Genomic DNA, 19,600 nt, shown 5'->3' with positions numbered 1-19,600 from the left:
AACCAATCATTTGCGTAGGAGAATAACACCATATAGATTTCACAGATTACACACGATGAAGGGAATCCATGAATCTGAATCAATAAGACAAGCTGACACAATCCACACAAGGCTAACCGCCCAAGCTATAGCTTTCAAAATTTTATTCTTCATGGTTATTCTCCTTCCAAAATTCTACAGTTACATTTTCGGTAACTGGTGCATCGTTTCTTGAACGACTTTTCCAGTGACCGGATGAAGTCTACATAATCATAAGCAATCGGTTGTTCCTTCCCCTCAAAGGTTCGTGCTATACGCCCAACACTCTGAACGATCACCGCATAGTCCTTCTGAGGGGTTGTCAGGTATAGCCTGTCCAACCGTGGGATATCAAGCCCTTCTTTTGCCAGTGAGTACGATGCAAACAAGTATCGTTTCTTGCCTGTCCTCATATCCTCAATAGCCTGCTCACGCTCTGCTTTCTTCTTCTTAGTTGTCATACTGCCATCAATTACAGCAGCCTGTGATTTCAAGTCCGGGGGTAGTCCTTCATACAGAAGTTTTAGATGATCCACCCTCTCAGAGAGGATCAGGTTGTAATGCTCCCGGTTGCCTACAAGGTCATTCATGATAATCTGATTCCGGTCTGTATGAGTGGTAAGATAAGTAATCATCTTGCAATAGTTGATTGTTCCATCACTGTTCAAAAACGCTGAATCAAGTTTCACGCCTGTACCCTTCGGCTGTACGTCTACCGTCATGACTCTGGACTTCACAGCTTCATCCGGGACTGTATAGATAACGTGTCCCAACATAGCGTATGTAGCCTTTATCAGTCCGTCTGCCCTATGGACGGTTGCAGACAATCCGTATTTATGTCTTGCCCTGAGTGTGTTCAGCACCTTACTAAACTGAGTTACTGCGGTAGGTGTCCCGGCTACCCGGTGACATTCATCTACGATGATGCAGTCCCATGTGTCACGGTACTGATTTAAGTCAACCTTGCACATCGTCTGAATAGTTGCAAAGGTCATTGTCTCTCCGATATTGACCTTTCCTTCTGTGATAGTCCCCAAAAGTGACTTGTCAATATACTGTGCTGCCCTATTCTTACTCTGGGTCAGCAGGTCTTTTGTATGGGTAAGCCAAAGTGTTTTAAGCTGCATGGAACACGCAAGGGCTATGCCTATCTGCGTCTTACCTGACCCGGCAGGTGACTGTAATATTCCGTAATGATTGATAATCATTGCTCCTACAGCTTCCTCCTGATAGTCGTACAGCGGTACTTTCGCTCCCTTATAATCTACCTTTACCTGTTTGGTAAAGAGTTTCTTCACGTCCCCTTCCAGAAGCGGGAGGATTGATCGTAAGCACCCAAACGGGATGATTACTGAGTCACCGTCAACCTCATACATTACAAGGGTTCTGGGTGTATCTCCTAACCAGAGATTCATTCTGGCTTTCTTCTGATATTCCGGGTTCGGTATTTCTAAATGCTTTTTACACCAGTCAACCATGTCCGGTGAAGGGTTCGTGATTCGTAATCGTGATCCGATTTCCGTAATCATTCAAATTCCTCCACCCACTGTCGAAAGGTCTTGTACTGAGGAAATTCCTTTTCAGTGATCGTCCCCTCACCGTAAAGCTGTCTCAGCATGAGTTCATCGAAGGACACCATGTAAATGCGTCCGTCTTTCAGCTTCATAGCGAAGTAACAATGCTCATTCCCTGTCTGCTCCCACAGTGTCATTGCACCTTCCTGATTACCTTCAATTCGGGATAATGGGAAGCGGTTGGTTTCACATTCCTTGCAGTCAATCAAGACCGGGATGCCATTCTTAACCGCAATCACATCTGCGGGCTGTCCTACCTGATTCTGTGCCATGTTGTGTGCCCAGAAACCATGTAAGGCGAGCAGTTCACAAAACTCTTCTTCAAAGTGGTTTCCATTTTTCTTGTTATTGTTGGTGGACATTACGCTTCCACCATTTGCACCTGACGGTGCAATTTAAGATTCTTCGGATTGAATACACAAGCCGGGGCAACCCCACCGCTGTTGTACGCACCGTAGTTGCCCAGACTACCCGTATTGCACACACAGCGACCGTGGCCACTGTACCCGGCGTCTGAGATATACCAAGGTGTGCAAGTCCACATCCATTCAGGGAGTAGCGGAACGTGCTTACGGTACTTTCTGTATTCATCACAACTCAGGATGAAAACTCTATCTGTGACTGTGCCGTAACGGTCATCTCCGTTATCAGCTACCATGTCAACCTCATGAGGAATAAGATTATCCTCACCCAACACAGGAAGCAGTTCATTGAGCAGCTTTCTACGCAGGCTTGACTTTGCGTAGTTGTTACAGCCGTCATCATCGAAGCTATACTCTTCGTTGTTCCAAGCAGATGCCATGATTGCCAGAACACCGCCATCCACGTTGTTGTCAAGGACGATCCATTCAAAACCCTTGAAGCCGAAACGCTCACCTGCACTTAATACACCAATGTTTTCTTCTTTCATGGTTAATTCCTCCATTCATAATCCTTGTGGTACTTTGTCTTGTACCATTCTTCAAACTCTTTCTTGTGTTCCGCTGACTGGAAGTAGTCTTTGACTCTCTCAATCAACTGGGAACACAAAGCACTTTCTTCCATCGTAGGAACTGCCATCATCACTCCTTAACAAGAACAGAACCTTCTTCGTACTTATCAAGAATATCGTGAGACAATTCGATGATTGCATCTGCCTTACTGCCGCTTCGTGTCCCGGCAAGTACGGAACTCATTTCCGTCTTATCAGTAACGATCCCTCTAAGACCTAACTGATTGATAAGCCACACCTGAGTCAACTGGTGCTTTTTAAGTCGGCTACGAATGTTCTCACGTTCTGCCATGTCGTGTACCTCCTTTCGTTGATTTTGCTTATCAACTAAAGTTGACAAAATACTCTTCAAAGGTTATAATATGGGTGTCGAACCAATATAACCATTGAAAACCGTCAGGGGCAAAATTAAAACCCCGGAGGGCTTGTTTTCTTTACCCTATTTTGTAAACAACTCTTGTTGACAAGACCTATAATAATCCCTATTTAGGAATTTGTCAAGCGGTTTTAGGAAGAATTTTTAAATTTTATTCCCTAGTTAGGAGGATTTAGGAATGAATAATGATTTATTACTAAAACGCATTGATGAATTATGCACCGAAAAAGGAGTAAAGAAAACGACTGCTTTCACTGAAAGTCACGTTGGTAAGAACTTCGCCAGTAACCTGAAAACCTCTAATCCTAGCCAGAAGAACCTTGCTTTATTGGCTCAGTATTTTGATTGTACCGTGGATTACCTCTTAGGTAATTCCGATGACCGGGAAACTGTAACAATCCCTATTCAGGAATCTATTCAGCTTTCTGAGGAAGAACGTATTTTGATTTCCGCATTTAGGAGTGCTTCTATAGAAGGACGCATGAGAATTATCCAAGTCTGTATGAACGAAAAGGATTCAAAAGGGGAAACTATCATTGCAGGATAATAAGCATTGAGGAATGGAGGAAGAACCATGTACGAAGAGATTAAGACTGCTTGTCTATATCTACGATATTCAAGTAGCAACCAAACTGAACAATCCATAGAAGGTCAGATGCACGTCTGCCAAGACTTCTGCAAGAGACACAATATCAGAATCGTAGAGATGTATATTGACCGTGCTACATCTGCCAGTAAGGACATAGAGAAACGAGTAGAGTTCTTGAAAATGATTAAGGATTCAGAGAAGGGAAACTTCAATGCAGTCATCGTTTACAAACTTGACCGCTTTGCCCGATCCCGTTATGACTCAGCCACCTACAAATACCGCTTGAAACGAAACGGTGTACAACTTATTTCTGCCACTGAGAACATCACCCAAGACCCGGAAGGAATCATCCTTGAATCTGTCCTTGAAGGTATGGCTGAGTTCTACAGTGCGGAACTCTCACAGAAGATCAACCGGGGCATGAGGGAGTCTGCCATGAAACACAACTCCATCGGTGGGGCTATTCCTCTGGGGTACAAGACTGTAGATAAGAAACTGGTAATTGATGAAACCACTGCTCCTATCGTCCGGGAAGCATTTCAGATGTATGCAGACGGTGAGTCTGTAGCCGAGATATGTAGAACGTTCAACAACCGTGGCTACAAGACTTCCAAGGGAACACGTTTCGGCAAGAGCAGCTTCACTAAGATTTTCCGTAATGAGAAATACATCGGAGTCTATAAGTACCATGACTACCGGGCAGAAGATGTTATCCCACCAATCATTGATAAAGACCTGTGGGACAGAGTGCAGGTGAGAGTCGGTAAGATAAAGAAAGCCCCCGCCAGAAACAAGGCAAGGCATACTTACCTTCTGACAGGAAAACTGTTCTGCGGACACTGTGGCAGTGCCATGAACGCTGACGGCAACTCACAGGGCTATTTGTATTATCGGTGTTACGGCAAAAAGAATCTGGATAAACAATGTAATAAGCGGAACATGGAAAAGAACCTGATTGAAAGACTGGTGGCACAGGACGCAATGTCATTCCTAACCGATGAATATATTGAGAAAATTGCTACTATTGCCTGTGATCGAAACAAGCAGGAAATTGAGAGTGATTCACCCATCCCTGTGATCCGTGACAGAATCAGGCAGGTTGACGTGTCTCTGAACAATCTGCTGAAAGCTATTGAAACCGGGTCTGCCCCGGATATGCTTGTAAAACGTATGGGAGAACTTGAAACTGAGAAGAAGGACATGGAAGTGCAGCTTAAAAAGGAAATGGCACACCAAGTCTATATTGATAAAGAGCAGGTAATCTTCTGGTTAGAGAAGTTCCGTGAAGGGGATATCAATGACGAAGAGTTCTGCCAGACCGTGATTGATCTGTTTGTAAATTCCGTGACTGTATGGGATGAACCGGACGATAAGTTCAGAATCACCATAGCCTATAATCTTACCTCTATACCGCAAAAAACCTACCGCCTGTCGAAAGACGGTAGGTTATCGGATTACGCTTCCAATACTCCTGTTCAAAATATCCGATCTGGAGGTTTTCTCCCTGGTCACAGGAACCGGAAAGAGACGGGATCAGCCCCAGCATGCTTTTCAGAAGGGTTGTTTTTCCGATTCCGTTGGTTCCCACCAGAGCGATCTTCTGACCTCTCTCCATATAGAAATTCAAAGGCTTTGACAGAGGCTCCCCATAGCCGATCACCAGGTCATGTGTCTCAAAAAGCATTTTTCCGGGAGTCCGTCCATAACGGAAGTTAAATTCCGGCTTCGGTTTTTCCGCTGCCAGCTCGATCACATCCATTTTGTCCAGCTTTTTCTGACGGGACATAGCCATGTTTCTGGTGGATACACGGGCCTTGTTCCTTGCAACAAAATCCTTCAGTTCACTGATCTCCTGCTGCTGGCGGCGATAAGCTGCCTCCAGCTGGGCTTTTTTCACCGCATAGACCTCCTGAAAATGATCGTAATCGCCCACATAACGGTTCAGCTCCTGATTTTCCATATGATAAATAAGATTCACCACTTCATTCAGAAACGGAATATCATGGGAGATCAGGATAAACGCATTCTCATACTCCAGAAGATACCGCTTCAGCCATGCAATATGTTCCTCGTCGAGATAATTGGTAGGCTCGTCCAGAAGAAGGATATCCGGTTTTTCCAGAAGGAGTTTTGCCAGAAGAATCTTCGTTCTCTGTCCGCCGCTCAGGTCTGTTACATCGCGTTCCAGCCCCAGATCCAGAAGTCCCAACGCTCTTGCAACCTCTTCCACCTTGGCATCGATCACATAAAAGTCATGAAGGGTAAGCTCATCCTGAATATTTCCCAGTTCCTCCATCAATGCATCCATTTCCTCCGGATCCGCACTTCCCAGCATGTCACAGATTTCGTTCATGCGCTGCTCCTTCTGAAGAAGGGGATCAAAAGCAGATTTCAGCACGTCACGGATGGTCATGCCTTTTTCCAGGACTGCATGCTGATCCAGATAGCCTGCCCGGACATTTTTTGCCCATTCCACCTTTCCCTCGTCCGGCATCAGCTTCCCTGTCACAATATTCATAAAAGTGGATTTTCCTTCTCCATTGGCTCCGATCAGACCAATGTGTTCTCCTTTCAGAAGACGGAAGGACACGTCAGTAAAAATTGCTCTGTCCCCAAACCCATGCGACAGATGTTCTACATTCAAAATACTCATAAAATACCCCCTGATGATTTCTGTTATGTTCTATACAGGATCTCTGTCCTGTACTGTATCAGCATCTTTCTCTGTTTTTACAGAGTTTCGTCTGCTATTATATTATTTCTCATAACAAAAATCAATCAGAGGGTTGTTATAAAATGTGAAATTTCGCCTAATCTGCAGCTATCACTCCCAGACCGCTGCCAAGCCTGCCACCCTGCTTCAGATATTTCCTGGCATTTCTCTGAAGGCTGGTATTTTCCGGATAGTTTTCCGGATCCTCCATCAGGCAGTCAAAAATTCTTTCTTCCCCTTCCCGGAACTGAAAATCCACCGACTGGATCTCAAACATCTGCTGAAAGCGGAGAATATTGGAGTTTTCATCCAAAAGCTCCTTTAATCCGGGAAAAAGCAGCCAGGAATGGCATACATACGGAAGCTCTCCACCCCAGAATTTCCGTCCCATATCCAGAGATTCTCTGCAGGCTTCCGGATCCAGCGGCTGCCCCTCGGGGATATGTATACTGATCACCGGATCGCCCACTGCTGTCTTCCTGCTTTTACATTCAAATTCCCACAAAGATTCTGTTTTTTCAAACTGCAGTCTGCCCAGACGAAAAAGCGTCATTTCCACATGACGCCACAGCCATTCATATTCCTGAATCCCGTATTCCCCATATCTTCGGAAACATACCTGACACCAGACGGCAATATCGGAGAAGGTGTCAAAAAACACCCTGTCTCCGATTCCTGCTCTCTGATATTTCTCATATGTTTCACATGCAAGTCTGCAATAATAATAAAGAAACCTCTGTCTGTATCCGGCAAGAGATGCGATCTCCCGGAAAATTTCCTCTCTGTCTGTAAAAAACAGTTCACGGACATACTGATATCGGACTTCAGAGATCTCCTCATCCATTTTTTCCACAATACGCACTGCGCCGGAAGGCAGACCGATCTCTGTGCAAAACCTTCTCAGATCCATATTACCGCTCCTCTGCTTCTTTTCGGAATTCCCTGAGATCTACGGTCTCTCCTGTCACTCTGGATCTTTCTGCCGCAAGAGCGATCAGATGGCTTTCCACAGAAACGGAAGCTCCGGAGCGTACCTGGGCGCTGTCCTCTCTCAGATACCTTACAAAATCCTTCATCATATTTGTATCGCTTCCACTGTGCCCTGTAGGTGGTGTATAAAGCCGGATGATTTCCTTTTCCCCTGTGGAAAAATCAGAAAGCTCTATCTCGCCAAGCTCCATATTTCCCCTGAGTTCTCCTTTGGTTCCCATAATATGGATCCTTCTGGCACAGTTTTCCGTAAAGGCGCTCATAGTCATATTGACGGTTACATGGTTTTCAAATTCCAGATTCACAACCTGATGATCCACCACATTATTGTCACAATGGAACACACAGCGTCCATAAGGACCTGTCTTTAACGCCTCAAGAACTGCTTTCCTGTCGGTATCCGCAGATACCGCATGGATAAATCCGTCCGGCTCTGCCTTTGGATGCTCAAAGTAAAATTTGGGTGCATAAAAAGCACACTGATCCCTGTGAGGACATCCATCCAGACAATAAGCAGGAGCTCCTTCCGGTGCATTTTCATCTTTAAAATATGTCAGATCTCCAAAAGAGCTGACCTTTGTACAGGAGCTTCCTGCCAGCCACAGAAGAATATCCATATCATGGCAGCATTTCTGCAGGATCATAGGACTTGTTTCATCACTGCGTCTCCAGTTTCCCCGCACAAAACTGTGGGCATGGTGCCAGTAGCCTACCTCTTCAATATGCTGAATACTGATCAGCTTTCCAAGGCGGCCTTCCTCAATAAGATCTTTGATCCTGGAGAAAAAGGAAGAGTACCGGAGAACATGACAGATCATCAGGATCCTTCCATATTTTTCTGCCATATTTCCCATAGTGACAATTTCCGCAGCATCCGGAGACATAGGCTTTTCACAAAGTACATGATATCCTTTTTCCAGAGCTTTTGTTACCGGCTCAAAATGCATGGTATCCTGTGTGCATACAAGTGCGCAGTCTGCCATTTTTTCCTCTTCCAGTAATTCCCTATAATCCTGATAGCAGTGTTCCTCCGGTATCCCGTGAATCTCTGCGATCAGATTTCTTCTTTCTTTATCCGGTTCTGCTACTGCAACGATCTTCAGATCTTCCGGATGACTCTGAGCATAGGCGGCATACACCCAGCCGCCCCGCAAACCTGCTCCGATCAAAACTGCTGTTATCACTTTCATGTTTTTTCCTCCTCTTTTTAACCTTTTACCGCACCGCCGGAAAGAGCTTCCACAAAGAATTTACTGAACACACAGTACAGAATCACAGGCGGCAGGATAATAATCACCATCGCCGAAAACAGACCGTTGTAATTGGTGCGGAAGGATGTGGTAAACGTGGACAAAAGCGCCGGAACCGTCAGCTTTTCTCTGTCAACGATCACCAGTGAAGCCCAGTAATATTCATTCCAGTTATTCAGAAACGCCAGAACTCCCGCAGTCATGATTCCGGGTCTTGCAATAGGAAAGATCACTTTCCACCAGGTCATGGCATAACCGCATCCATCGATTCTGGCTGCCTCCTCAAGCTCATGGGGTATGTTTGCATAATAATTTTTGATGACAAAAAAGCTGACTGCCAGCCCGCTGCATGCATAAATAAAGATCAGAGCTCCTCTGGTATTATAAATATGCATTTTATTTACCAGATTATAAACCGGATAGGTAAGGGCTGTAGCAGGAATGAACATGGTGGAATACAGCATCAGATTTACCAGCTTTTTGCCTTTAAATTCCATTCTTGCCACTACATAGGCGGACATGGAGATCATCAGGATACTGATGACTACAGACACACCGGCAATGATCATACTGTTTCCGAAATATCTCATAACATGGAGATCCCGGAAGGTGGAAATATATCCGTCCAGACAGATGGAATCCGGAAGCTGGAACCCTGGTCTCGCCAGCGGATCTTTTTTCAGACTGGAGATGAACAGCCAGACCAGAGGCATCAAAGCCACCAGAACTGCCCATGCAAGGCAGATATAGGTAAATATCTTTGTTCCCCGGGACATTGTACGTACCTGAGAATTGGATTTTGTTTTTCTGTTCATGACTGACCTCCGTTTCTTCGGATTCTTTTTCCTTTAAAAAGCTGACTGTACAAAAGATTTACAAATACAATGATCAGCATACCTGCAAGGATCTGGATCACTGCCACAGCATTTGCACGGCCAAACTGTGTTCTTGTGCTTGTGATTGCAAGCTCACGGATCACATAACTGATACTGTAGGTTCCTGCTGCCCCCTTCGTCAGGAAATAAACCTCATTGTAAAGCAGGAAACCTGCTGTTGCCGAAAGGATGGATACAGTACGAAGGGTGTCCTTGATCATAGGGATGGTGATATACCAGTCCTGTTTCAGACCGCTGGCACCATCCAGCATAGCTGCCTCCCTTACATCCTCTGGTACTGCCATAATATTTCCCAGGATCATCAATGTAGTGGTTCCTGTAAAAAAGATATAGGCACAGGTCATGGCAATAAATGCCGGTCCCTTGAGAAGAAGTATATTTTCAGAAAAATCCGGTTTAAATAAACGGATCACCGGATTTACTACTCCGTACAGCGGACTGTACAGCTGCAGAAAAATCATACCCATGGCTGCAGATGAGATCATGCTGGGGATGATATAGACATTTCTTGCAAATTTTACCCCCTTTACTTTACGTGAGAATGCAAGAGCGATCAAAGCAGAAACAGGGATCTGCACAAACACTCCCAGAAGCGCCCATATGGTTGAGTTCCGAAGAGCTTCCCAGAAGTACGGATACAGTTCAAAAATATATTTATAGTTGTTCCACATATCTGCAAATCCAAAAAACTCCGGGCTGGTGATATTGGTATAATCCCATTTGCAGAAAGAGGTTACAAAGACTGTTACAATAGGATAAAGATAAAATAATACAAATGCAATTACTGTGGGAGCAAGAAAGGCCAGGATAAAGCCTTTTCTCTTCCAGCTCATATTCCTTGTTTTCATGATCGGTTTCCTCCACTTTTTATGATGATAAAAAGGAGACGGCCGAAGCCGCCTCCTACTACCGCCTTTATGCAACAAGGGCTGTCAGCTCCTGCTTTAACTGCTCAAAACGTGCGTCAATATCGGTTCCTTCAACTGCTGATTCCATCAATGCATTGATGATAGCGCTTCCTACATCAGAACCCCATACGTAGTTCAGATCTGTTACTACAGTTTCTGCAGAGTTTACCTGTGTACACGCTTCTGCCAGCTTCTGAGTGATCGGGTCGCCGCTTTCTTCTGCAAGTGCCTTCAGGTCAAGTGTGGTATTACATGGATTTGCCTGTACACCGGTAAAGATCTTTGCCTGTACCTCAGGGCTTACCATATATGCCAGGAATTCCAGCGCCAGTTCTGTTTCCGCTTCACTTAAATTTGCAGAAATAGAATGACCGGATCCGGCTGTTACAACGGAAACATTGCCCGGGAAGATCTGAGATTCGATCTTATCTGCAAGACCGGCATCAATTCCGCTTGCATTCCATACACCATTAAAGAGAACTGCTGCTTTTCCGTTTTTATTAAAATCATCCATAAGGTTTCCAACATCTTCTGTGGTATGGTCAGATCCGTTTGCCTGGTCAAGTTTCGCTGCTGTCTTAAAAGCTTCTGCAAACGCTTCGGACTCAATTCCTTCCGGTGTCAGCTCTCCTTTAAGAAGCTCTCTTCCCTCTTCTGTAGATGCAAGAACTGCATTGATAATATAACGGGATCCCTGTCCTGCTGCATATCCATATGTATCTCCGCCCAGCTCATGAACCTTATCCATAGCTGCTCCAAAGCTTTCCCAGTCTTTAAATGCTTCTTCTGCAGTGATACCTGCCTGCTCAAATACCTCTGTGTTATACCAGAGTCCGCGGCTTTCCAGCTGGTCATGAACGGTATAAATATGACCGTCCACATCATTCTGTGTATAGTTCAGACCTACCGCATCCTGAAGATTGTTTTCATCAATATATGGTTTCAGATCAAGAACAAGCCCCTGGCTGATGGCTGCCAGTGAAAGAGGAAGTCCGCAGTCTACCATATCCGGGAAGTTTCCGCCTGCTACCTCAGCACTGACGATCTCATCTCTGTTCTCTACAGCGATCGGCTCAAACTTTACTTCTCCGTCTGCATGAGTTTTTGCAAACTCGTCATAAATATCTCTCATTACCTTTGCTGCCGGCCACTCGCTCTCATCATGGTAGTATCCGTGATAAAACTCCAGCGTGTCTTCTTCTCCCGCAAATGCAGTCACAGTAGATCCCATAACCGCTGCCATTGTCATTGCTCCTGCAAGAAGAATACTGATAGTTCTTTTTTTCATTTCTTTTCCCTCCATAACATGAAATAGTTTTCGTTTTCCGTCTTGTGCATTTCTGCTTAACTTGCATTTATTTTATTTCATTTTATGGTTGTTTTGAATGAAAGATATTGACTGCAATCCGGGATTATTTTTACTTTTTCACAAAAACATGGATTATTTTTACTTCAGAGAATGAATAAATTCCTCATCAGAGATTTCTCCTTTCAGAACATCATCAATTCCTTCCATAAAATTGTCTCTGGCACCGCTGCTCCACAGATTATCCGGAACCTGTATTCTGACTCCGGCCGCCTTTACTATATCGGCAGCCTGTACAAAACGCTCCATGCCCTTCTGATACTTCCGGATGTCCACATGGGAATTGGCAGGAACCTGCTCTGTTTCTTTCAGAATACGTTCCTGAACCGGAGTACTGAGCATATATTTTACAAACCGGACGCTGGCCTCCTGTTTTTTTTCATCTCCGGTTTTTCCCAGAATATACCCCAGACAGGCCGACTCACAGGATATCTTCTCTCCTTTTTCAGATGGAAGGAGGGCATAGGCCGCATCAATCTGATCTGAAATCATAGGTGCACCCCAGATACCATTGATATACATGGCTGTTTTTCCATCATTAAATGCATCGGTTTCATCTCGGTAGCTGTAGTCTCCATCTGCCCTGGAATACCGATAGATTTCTCTGAGTGTATAAAGAGCATCCTCTGCCGCACTTTCTTCCAGATAAAGCCGTTGATTTCGAATGGCATTTCCACTTACAGAATTCTGGACTGCCAGAAGATGATCCATAAAATAAAGGTACGCCTCCGACGACATCTGAAGACATTCCACTCCGTTTTTTTCTTTCTCTGCCCAGCTCTCAATCTGTTCACAGACTATCAGAAACTCCTCCCAGGTCTCCGGAATTTTTTCCACTCCTGCAGCTTCAAAAATTTCCCGGTCATACCAGTAGCCTCCACTTAAAAGGATCACATCCGATATGGTAAAAAGCTGCTCTTCCCCTGTAGTCCAGAAATCAATATTTACAGGAGCAAGATTACCTGCAAATTCCCGGTCTTCTCTGATATAAGGCATCAGGTCAAGAACAAGATCATTCTCCACCATAAACTGATAAACAGTATCTTTGCCTGAGCCTCCCAGAAAGACAAGATCCGGAATTTCTCCTGCCACCAGCAAATCCTCTGTCTTACGGACCATTTCACTTCCGGAGGGCATGGAAAGCTGATTCAGCTTCACATCAGGATTTTCCTGTTCAAAGTCCTGATAAATATCCCGCATGACCACATGATCCTCTTCCGTAGTTCCCCATCCGTGGATCAGTGTGATTTCCACTGGTTCCGGTGTTTTTTTTCCGCACCCTGCCAGACAAACTGCTAAAAAAGCCGCCACTGCTGTGATTACAGGAAACCTTCTTCTATTCTTCATCTCCGCCTCTTTTCCCACTTTGGTATTCCTTGGGAGAAACTCCTGTATATCTTTTAAAGATCCTGGAAAAATATCCGGTGTCATCAAAACCTACGGACTGAGAGATCTCGTAAATCTTTTTATCGGTAGTTTCCATATATACCTTAGCTTTTTCAATTCTTTTTTTCAGGATCACATCAAAAAGATTCTGTCCGCTTTCTTTTTTATAAAGCCGGCTTAAATAGCTGCTGTTTGCATGAAGCTCCTCTGCCATATCGTTAAGGGTGATCTTTTGGCTGTAATTTTTTTCAATGTATTCCTGGATCTGATCATAAAGACTTTCCGCTGCTTTTTTCTCCGGCATTCTGACCAGCTGCTCCTCCAGTTCTTTTTTCTGTTTCTGAAGCTTCTGTGTTACCTTTTCCACCGCAGGAGGCAGCTCTTCCAGAACCGACAGCTTCAGTACATAATCTGCCACATCATATCGAATAGCTGTCCGGGCATATTCAAAATCCGTATAAGCACTCAAAATAATGGTCTGGGTTTCCGGATACTTTTCATAAAGCTGTCTGCATACCTCCAGTCCGTCAATCTCCGGCATCCTTATATCCGTAATCACAATATCCGGGTGTTCTTCTTCTACACACTGAAGAAGTTCTTTTCCATTATTAACTACACGGATCAGTTCACATCCCATTTTTTCCCAGTTCATCAGTTTTTTCAGAGCGGTTCTGAGGTAAGCCTCATCATCGGCTGCTGCTACTTTCCACATATACGCTTCCCCTTTCTGCAGGTAGAATGATCTCTGCCCTTGTTCCTACATTTTTTTCTCCTGTAATCTTCATACAGTATCTGTCGTGATAGAGAATTTCCAGCAGGCGTTTCATATTAGCCAGTCCTGTATGAGTATGCTCCGTTTCTTCTTCCAGATCCATCTCCAGGTCCTCTTCCTGTTCTTCGTAACCTACCCCATTGTCTTCCACTACAATATGAAGCATATCATCCTCTTCAAAAAGGTGTATCCGGACTATACCCTCGCCGCTTTTTGGCTCGATTCCATGAGACACTGCGTTTTCTACCAAGTTTTCAATAAGAAGTCTGGGAATCCTGAAATTTTTCACATCCTCGCTTCCATATTCGATTTCATAGGAAAGCTGATCCTCAAACCGGCTTTTCTGAAGATAAAGATAAAAATCCACCAGTTCCATTTCCTCAGATATCGGAATCCGTATTTCCTTTTCCCGGAATATTTTCCCCCTCATCAGTCCGGAAAAAGCCTGCAGTCCTTTATACAGTTCCTCATCTCCGGCCAGTCTGGCACGGATACTGAACATTGCAAGGATATTAAACTGAAAATGCGGATTGATCTGTGCCTGAAGGTATTTTGTCTGTGACCGGGCTGCAAGAAGCTTTTTTTCATAAACCTGCTCAATAAGATACTGGATTCTTTCTGCCATTTCATTAAATATCACACTGATCTCATGGATCTCGGAAATAGAAGAATCCTCCATACGCACATCCAGATCTTTTTTTCCAAAAGCCTGCAGATTGTCTGCCAGTGTCTTTAACGGTCTGGTAAAGCGAAAACTGATTCCAAGCATCATGGCTCCAATAAAAATCAGAGCCAGAAAGATCACTGCAAAAAATGTAACCATCGTAGGTTTCAGGATCACATAAATGTTATCCATTCCAACAGAAACTGCCGCACAGGTACCAAATCCTGTGCCCATAGATGCATACAGCGTACGGTTTCCCGCAATTCTTTTTTCTCCTTTGGCATTCATTCCCAGCCGGCTCAGCTCTTCTGCCGTCTGTTTTTCCCCTTGAAAAATCATAATATTTCTTTTCTGGTCGCTGATGCCCCAATTTCCATGACTGTATGTTTCAATCTGTGCAAAAATATCCTGAATTCCCTCTTTTGCGATTCCAAGAACACAGATTCCCAGTTCTTCCATGCCATCTCCATAAACACGAAAACAGAGGTTGATCTCATCAGCCCCTGACGTCATCCGATACCGTTCTTCTGTTTGGCGAAAGTCCCGCATCATTTCCAGATACCCGATTTCCTTATTCCTCCCTGCCGAAACCGTCATTGGATAATAGTGCTCCCTGACATACTCATCCTTTTTATTAAACAGACACACACTGGTCACAAAAGGACTTTGCCCTTCTGTTATATTCCGGTTGGAAAATAACTCCATGCTGTAGGAAAGCTGTTTTTCCATTTCTGCCCTGTCTGTCCAGTCTGCGTCAAAAAAATCCCGCAGTATAGAATTGTGACGGATCATTACAGCTCCGTCCTGGATAAACTGCATTTTTGCCTGATAATTCTGAAGGGTATTCTGGAGGATATTTTCCATATCCTCCCGTATATTCCCCAGAAAAAACACAAAAAACATCACGATCATCACTGTCCCAAACAGAACCAGAGCTCCAAAGGATGTTGCCATCGTCAGAAGTGTGATCTCTCGTTTTAATGTCCGTTTCTTTTTTTTGCCGCTCATGCTCTCTCCTGTCTGTTTTCTGCCGGTCTTCCGGTCAGCTGTATTTTTCCAGACTTTCCAGAAGCTGTGTGTAAACCCGGTCAAATTTCTCCGGATCCCTGCTGTATGTGTAATTATTCGTAAACATCTGATCCAGAAGCCAGTCATGAAGCTGCGGATCTTTTTTCAGAAGCAGCCCCCAAAGCGCCGCATCCTCCGCACCTCTCCGCTGCGCTTCCAGACGCATACTGATCTCCGGTCCCTCTTTTCCCGGATACACCAGAAAAGAATCACCACAGGGAAAGGCAGTTCCTATTCCTGTATCATTTGGACAGCTGGTTCCTTTGAATGGATCCATTCCTCCCGGAAACTGGTTAAATCCCCAGTGGAGGAATCCGGAAATCCTGTTTCTGGCACAGCCCCAGAACAGAAGCCTTCCACGTATCAGATGAAAATCCAGAAAACGATTAAGCCATTCTCCCTCCGGCCCGCAGCAGACATAAGTCCACACAGTTTCACCCAGACGGATAAGCTGATCAAACTCAGCCTTCTTTTTTTCATATCCGGCTGTTCCCGGAACCCAGATATCCACTCCTCCATAAAACTCTGCGGTATCAACCGCTTCTATGATCTGTACACCAGGAAGATATTTACGAAGGATTCCTGAAGCCAGGTAATACTGACGGCGCCTTGATTCCAGCGCTGCCTGGTTTTTTACATGGATATCCGGCTCATCATGGATATGAAACAGGATCTTTTTTTCCCATCCATGCTTCTTCAGATAAGAAGCCAGCGCCTGTACCAGCTTCACTGTATGAACGTATCCCTCCAGTGTATCAAACTTCAGATTTTTATCCATCATGCAGGTAAAGCTGTCCGTATACATATCCGGACTTCCATCCGGAAGAAATCCACGGTGAAGAAGCGCTCCAATCTCCATGATCTCCATTCCTTCTTCAAAAAAGCATTGGATCACCGGTGTTAAGTACTCAAAGTCAAAAGCAATCGGTTCTTTGATGCTGACGCACTGTTCATCCAGCTGTATATAAAAGATTTTCTGATGAAGCCTTCTCATTGCACGAACGTAAGCTCTCAGCATATCCAGATACTCCGGAGTTCCCATTTCCACATGATGGAACCGGCTTATTGCCTCCAGAGAAAACCAGTTTGTAACGGGAAACGCATCCTCCGGAATCCGCACGCTGCAGACCTTTACAGATATACTGCATTCCCAGAATCCTTCTTCTGTTTCTGCCCCAAGACTCAGATGATATTCTCCCGGTTCCAGCCCCTTGTCCGGCACAAGACAGAGATATGCTGCGGCCTTTTGGTTTCTTACGGGAATCTCCCCGCTGTCTGTCCAGCAAAGACAGTCATAAACACGAAAAGGTGCCAGGCGGGTCACATAATCCGGTTTTTCTCCTGGCGGTGTTTCCAGCACCATAGCGCCTCCCTGGGAAACTCCGTCTCCGGTATTGTATTCCACCGGAATGTCTTTCATTTCATACCATTCTCCACAAAAACCCTTTCCCTTCAGGAAAAAGTTCACCTTTTTTCCACTGGTCTCAAGTATCAGCTGGATCCCCGGTCTGCCGTTTCCAGCCATGGTAATCTGCAGTTCCTCCGGAAGTCTGCCGCACAGACTGTCCGGATACAGAAATTCTTCTCTTGTGGTTACCATACCTGTTAATTCCATAATACACTCCTGCCTCTATAATTTTATCATACCTTTTTTTCCGGTTTTCAGCAACAGGATTCTTCTGTTTTTCAATTATTACACCCATCGTCAGCCTTTGACTCCTGATGCCGCAATGCTCTGCTTCAGCTGTCTGGAAAACAGAATAGACAGCAGTATTACCGGTGTGATAGTCACAACCGCCAGTCCCATCAGAGCATTCTGTTTGGTTCCTGCATTATTGGAAATGTTGTAAAGAGCTACATTTAAGGTCCACAGATTCTGATCTTCTGTTACCAGCCATGCCCAGAAAAAATCATTCCAGTTTCCAATAAATGTCTGCAGAGCAATAAGAGAAATGATCGGCTTGGACAGGGGCATACATATTCTGGAATAAAGATACCAGCTTCCGGCTCCGTCCAAAGCTGCTGCTTCAAAATAACTGCCGGGAATCTGATCAAAAAATCCCTTGTACAGATATACATAAAATCCATAGGGATATAAGAATGGAAGCAAAAGAGCCGCATAGTTATTGTAAGCTCCCATTTCCCGGTACATGATCAGCTGCGGAAGCATGATACTGGCAAAGGGGATCATCATTCCTCCCAGGAAAAACATCAGCACAAATTTTCCGGCTCTCTGGGAGAGCTGCCGGCTGATCACGAATGCACAGACAGAACACAGGATCACCTGGGCGATCATGGCAAATCCGATCACGATGACACTGTTCATAACAAAAGTCAGAAATCCGTATTTTACAACCCTTTCACTTTGGGGATAAATATAGGCCGGCATATCCAGATAATATTTGAAGCTTTCCAGACTGAGAAGGTTTTTGGTTCTGTTTCCAATACCGACCAGCGTTCCTGCTGTAGTATATTTTTCCTGGATTACAGGCGCTATCTGATCCTGAAAATCATCTGCCAGCCCTTCTTCCGGTACTTTATCGATTCCGTTTTCATCAAACTCATAACCAATGGATTCACAGGCACGGACATAGCGGTCATCATGAAGAAGGATTTCTTTTTTGATTGCAGTTCTTTTGTAAATTCCATAATCGCATTCCATCTGAAGCTTCATCTGATGCGCTCTCGAATGGAACAAAGTTCTGCCTTCTCTGGTTCCATAAACATGTATCTCCATAATCGACTGATCTGCAAATTTAAAGTTGGTTCCAAACATTACAAGAACATTATCCTTAAGCATCTGATCCTTCATTTCTTCTGCATCCTGAAATTCCTGCCCAGTATAATCCAGCACAAAGGATACGCTGTTTGCCTTTCCCGGAAGAAGCTTCGGAGGAACCTTATAAATCTGGGAATTATCCTTCATGGCGCTGGATACGGCAAAAACCAGCGGATACAGCATCAGCGCTGCAAAAAGCAGAGACACTGTAACTGCAACAATTTTCAGAAAGCGTTCGGATTTTCCGCAACGGATTCTGTTTTTTCTGTTTTTCTTTCTCTTCATGTCCATGCCTCCTTTAATTCTTCTCTGACTTCTCAAAATGCATCTGAAGCATGGTCAGTACCGCGATCACGATCAAAAGTACCACCGAAGCTGCTGAACCACGACCATAATTCAGATCATCATTAAATGCATTATAGATAAAAATACCTTGTGTGGTAGACGCTCCGCTTGGTCCTCCTGACGCATACATGTATGGAGCATCCAGAAGCTGCATGGTAGTGATCACACACATGATCAGCTGGATAAAGATCATAAAGGAAATATTCGGAAGAATAATATGTCTGATCTTTTTAAATCCCGTACATCCATCCAGAGCTGCCGATTCCATAATATCTGTAGATACCCCCTGAATCGCAGACAGATAAAGAAGCACTGTCAGTCCTCCACCCAGTACCCCTGGAAAGATAATACAGAATTTGACCAGATCCGGATCACTGAGCCATACCTGTGGCTCTCCGCCAAAAAATTTTACGATCTGATTTGCCACGCCATAATCCGGATGCCAGATCCATCTCCAGATAATCACATTTACCGAAGTGGGGATCAGCGCCGGAAGGATATAAAGAGTGGTCAGGCATTTCTGCAGCTTAATCAGTTCATTAAGCAGAAGCGCCTGGATCAAAGGGATAAAAAAGCACATACACAGCTGAAGGAGCAGAAAAATAAAAGTATTTTTCCAGGACTCCCAGTAAAACTGCATCTGGAACATTTCCAGGTAATTTTTCAGACCCACGAACCTTCCAGGTGGATTTATGGGGTCATATTTAAAAAGGGAAATATAAAAGGCACTGAAAATCGGATAATATTTCAGCCAGACCGTAAATGCCATAGGAAGAAATAAAATACACCAGGGGGTTACTTTTTTACGGAATGTATAGCTTCCCGGCTTTGCGGTAAAGGATTTTTTCTTTTTCGTACTCATTTTTGCACTCATTTTCCATACCTCCATTTTCTGCATAATCCTGTTAAGATAAA

General features: G+C 44.4%; 16 protein-coding genes and 2 pseudogenes. 2 read left to right on the top strand and 16 right to left on the bottom strand.

Translation table 11 applies throughout. From position 1 onward, the window contains the following. Positions 1-155: 155 nt before the first annotated feature. The 4 genes from RDS42_RS00090 to RDS42_RS00075 all read right to left on the bottom strand — a co-directional run bounded on the left by RDS42_RS00090 (position 156) and on the right by RDS42_RS00075 (position 2,875). Positions 156-1,547 (bottom strand): DEAD/DEAH box helicase family protein, encoded by a 1,392-nt coding sequence (locus RDS42_RS00090; protein ID WP_308781810.1) that lies wholly within the window; start codon positions 1,545-1,547, stop codon positions 156-158. Further along, positions 1,544-1,954 carry a Holliday junction resolvase RecU gene (locus RDS42_RS00085; RefSeq protein WP_195508907.1) on the bottom strand — a complete coding sequence of 137 codons (411 nt, stop codon included), beginning with the start codon at positions 1,952-1,954 and terminating at the stop codon, positions 1,544-1,546. The genes RDS42_RS00090 and RDS42_RS00085 overlap by 4 nt, the downstream gene beginning before the upstream one ends. Next, the gene (locus tag RDS42_RS00080; RefSeq protein ID WP_308781809.1) at positions 1,954-2,502 is read right to left on the bottom strand and encodes a hypothetical protein; all 549 of its coding nucleotides are present in this window, start codon (positions 2,500-2,502) and stop codon (positions 1,954-1,956) included. Before RDS42_RS00080 ends, RDS42_RS00085 begins: the two co-directional genes overlap by 1 nt. A gap of 151 nt (positions 2,503-2,653) precedes the next feature. Further along, positions 2,654-2,875: a hypothetical protein gene (locus RDS42_RS00075; protein ID WP_195508910.1), complete on the bottom strand. Its 222-nt coding sequence runs from the start codon at positions 2,873-2,875 to the stop codon at positions 2,654-2,656. A gap of 262 nt (positions 2,876-3,137) precedes the next feature. On the opposite strand from RDS42_RS00075, the gene RDS42_RS00070 reads away from it, so the two are divergent. Both RDS42_RS00070 and RDS42_RS00065 read left to right on the top strand, forming a co-directional pair. Further along, the gene (locus RDS42_RS00070; RefSeq protein WP_195508911.1) at positions 3,138-3,506 is read left to right on the top strand and encodes a hypothetical protein; all 369 of its coding nucleotides are present in this window, start codon (positions 3,138-3,140) and stop codon (positions 3,504-3,506) included. Positions 3,507-3,533: 27 nt separating this feature from the next. Further along, positions 3,534-4,511 (top strand): annotated as a pseudogene (locus RDS42_RS00065) (recombinase family protein); the annotation flags it as partial. Positions 4,512-5,016: 505 nt separating this feature from the next. On the opposite strand, the pseudogene RDS42_RS00060 reads toward RDS42_RS00065, so the two are convergent. The 12 genes and pseudogenes from RDS42_RS00060 to RDS42_RS00005 all read right to left on the bottom strand — a co-directional run. Then, a pseudogene (locus tag RDS42_RS00060) lies at positions 5,017-6,201 on the bottom strand (ABC-F family ATP-binding cassette domain-containing protein); the annotation flags it as partial. 157 nt (positions 6,202-6,358) lie between these two features. After that, positions 6,359-7,171, bottom strand: a complete 813-nt coding sequence (locus RDS42_RS00055; RefSeq protein WP_308781808.1) for an acyltransferase domain-containing protein — start codon at positions 7,169-7,171, stop codon at positions 6,359-6,361. Between the two features lies 1 nt (position 7,172). Continuing rightward, entirely contained in the window at positions 7,173-8,441 is a 1,269-nt protein-coding gene (locus tag RDS42_RS00050; protein WP_308781807.1) for a Gfo/Idh/MocA family oxidoreductase, read from the bottom strand. Positions 8,442-8,458: 17 nt separating this feature from the next. Next, positions 8,459-9,316, bottom strand: coding sequence for a carbohydrate ABC transporter permease (locus RDS42_RS00045; protein WP_308781806.1), 858 nt, complete (start codon positions 9,314-9,316; stop codon positions 8,459-8,461). After that, a complete protein-coding gene (locus RDS42_RS00040; RefSeq protein ID WP_288899664.1) occupies positions 9,313-10,245 on the bottom strand; it encodes a carbohydrate ABC transporter permease in 933 nt (310 codons plus the stop codon). The genes RDS42_RS00045 and RDS42_RS00040 overlap by 4 nt, the downstream gene beginning before the upstream one ends. A 67-nt stretch (positions 10,246-10,312) precedes the next feature. After that, entirely contained in the window at positions 10,313-11,593 is a 1,281-nt protein-coding gene (locus tag RDS42_RS00035; protein ID WP_173751814.1) for an ABC transporter substrate-binding protein, read from the bottom strand. Between the two features lie 159 nt (positions 11,594-11,752). Next, complete coding sequence (locus tag RDS42_RS00030; protein WP_308781805.1) at positions 11,753-13,018, bottom strand: extracellular solute-binding protein; 1,266 nt, start codon at positions 13,016-13,018, stop codon at positions 11,753-11,755. Beyond that, positions 13,008-13,769 (bottom strand): response regulator, encoded by a 762-nt coding sequence (locus RDS42_RS00025; protein ID WP_147598328.1) that lies wholly within the window; start codon positions 13,767-13,769, stop codon positions 13,008-13,010. Before RDS42_RS00025 ends, RDS42_RS00030 begins: the two co-directional genes overlap by 11 nt. Beyond that, positions 13,744-15,501: a histidine kinase gene (locus tag RDS42_RS00020; RefSeq protein ID WP_308781804.1), complete on the bottom strand. Its 1,758-nt coding sequence runs from the start codon at positions 15,499-15,501 to the stop codon at positions 13,744-13,746. Before RDS42_RS00020 ends, RDS42_RS00025 begins: the two co-directional genes overlap by 26 nt. 34 nt (positions 15,502-15,535) lie before the next feature. After that, on the bottom strand, positions 15,536-17,176 hold the full coding sequence (locus tag RDS42_RS00015) for a DUF4091 domain-containing protein (RefSeq protein WP_308781803.1): 1,641 nt from the start codon (positions 17,174-17,176) through the stop codon (positions 15,536-15,538). A gap of 90 nt (positions 17,177-17,266) precedes the next feature. Continuing rightward, the gene (locus RDS42_RS00010) at positions 17,267-18,625 is read right to left on the bottom strand and encodes a carbohydrate ABC transporter permease (RefSeq protein WP_308781802.1); all 1,359 of its coding nucleotides are present in this window, start codon (positions 18,623-18,625) and stop codon (positions 17,267-17,269) included. A 13-nt stretch (positions 18,626-18,638) separates the two neighbouring features. Then, the gene (locus RDS42_RS00005; RefSeq protein ID WP_288835999.1) at positions 18,639-19,559 is read right to left on the bottom strand and encodes a carbohydrate ABC transporter permease; all 921 of its coding nucleotides are present in this window, start codon (positions 19,557-19,559) and stop codon (positions 18,639-18,641) included. Between the last annotated feature and the right edge of the window lie 41 nt (positions 19,560-19,600).

This window comes from uncultured Blautia sp. (assembly GCF_902497045.1).
GTDB lineage: Bacteria > Bacillota > Clostridia > Lachnospirales > Lachnospiraceae > Blautia_A.
Note: the sequence above shows the minus strand (reverse complement) of the source record. Positions and strands in the feature narration are given on the sequence as shown.

Excerpts from the sequence above, each read along its gene's own strand:
- RDS42_RS00090 (WP_308781810.1), bottom strand. The coding sequence starts at position 1,547 with ATGATTACGGAAATCGGATCACGATTACGAATCACGAACCCTTCACCG.
- RDS42_RS00085 (WP_195508907.1), bottom strand. The coding sequence starts at position 1,954 with ATGTCCACCAACAATAACAAGAAAAATGGAAACCACTTTGAAGAAGAG.
- RDS42_RS00080 (WP_308781809.1), bottom strand. The coding sequence starts at position 2,502 with ATGAAAGAAGAAAACATTGGTGTATTAAGTGCAGGTGAGCGTTTCGGC.
- RDS42_RS00075 (WP_195508910.1), bottom strand. The coding sequence starts at position 2,875 with ATGGCAGAACGTGAGAACATTCGTAGCCGACTTAAAAAGCACCAGTTG.
- RDS42_RS00070 (WP_195508911.1), top strand. The coding sequence starts at position 3,138 with ATGAATAATGATTTATTACTAAAACGCATTGATGAATTATGCACCGAA.
- RDS42_RS00055 (WP_308781808.1), bottom strand. The coding sequence starts at position 7,171 with ATGGATCTGAGAAGGTTTTGCACAGAGATCGGTCTGCCTTCCGGCGCA.
- RDS42_RS00050 (WP_308781807.1), bottom strand. The coding sequence starts at position 8,441 with ATGAAAGTGATAACAGCAGTTTTGATCGGAGCAGGTTTGCGGGGCGGC.
- RDS42_RS00045 (WP_308781806.1), bottom strand. The coding sequence starts at position 9,316 with ATGAACAGAAAAACAAAATCCAATTCTCAGGTACGTACAATGTCCCGG.
- RDS42_RS00040 (WP_288899664.1), bottom strand. The coding sequence starts at position 10,245 with ATGAAAACAAGGAATATGAGCTGGAAGAGAAAAGGCTTTATCCTGGCC.
- RDS42_RS00035 (WP_173751814.1), bottom strand. The coding sequence starts at position 11,593 with ATGAAAAAAAGAACTATCAGTATTCTTCTTGCAGGAGCAATGACAATG.
- RDS42_RS00030 (WP_308781805.1), bottom strand. The coding sequence starts at position 13,018 with ATGAAGAATAGAAGAAGGTTTCCTGTAATCACAGCAGTGGCGGCTTTT.
- RDS42_RS00025 (WP_147598328.1), bottom strand. The coding sequence starts at position 13,769 with ATGTGGAAAGTAGCAGCAGCCGATGATGAGGCTTACCTCAGAACCGCT.
- RDS42_RS00020 (WP_308781804.1), bottom strand. The coding sequence starts at position 15,501 with ATGAGCGGCAAAAAAAAGAAACGGACATTAAAACGAGAGATCACACTT.
- RDS42_RS00015 (WP_308781803.1), bottom strand. The coding sequence starts at position 17,176 with ATGGAATTAACAGGTATGGTAACCACAAGAGAAGAATTTCTGTATCCG.
- RDS42_RS00010 (WP_308781802.1), bottom strand. The coding sequence starts at position 18,625 with ATGAAGAGAAAGAAAAACAGAAAAAACAGAATCCGTTGCGGAAAATCC.
- RDS42_RS00005 (WP_288835999.1), bottom strand. The coding sequence starts at position 19,559 with ATGAGTGCAAAAATGAGTACGAAAAAGAAAAAATCCTTTACCGCAAAG.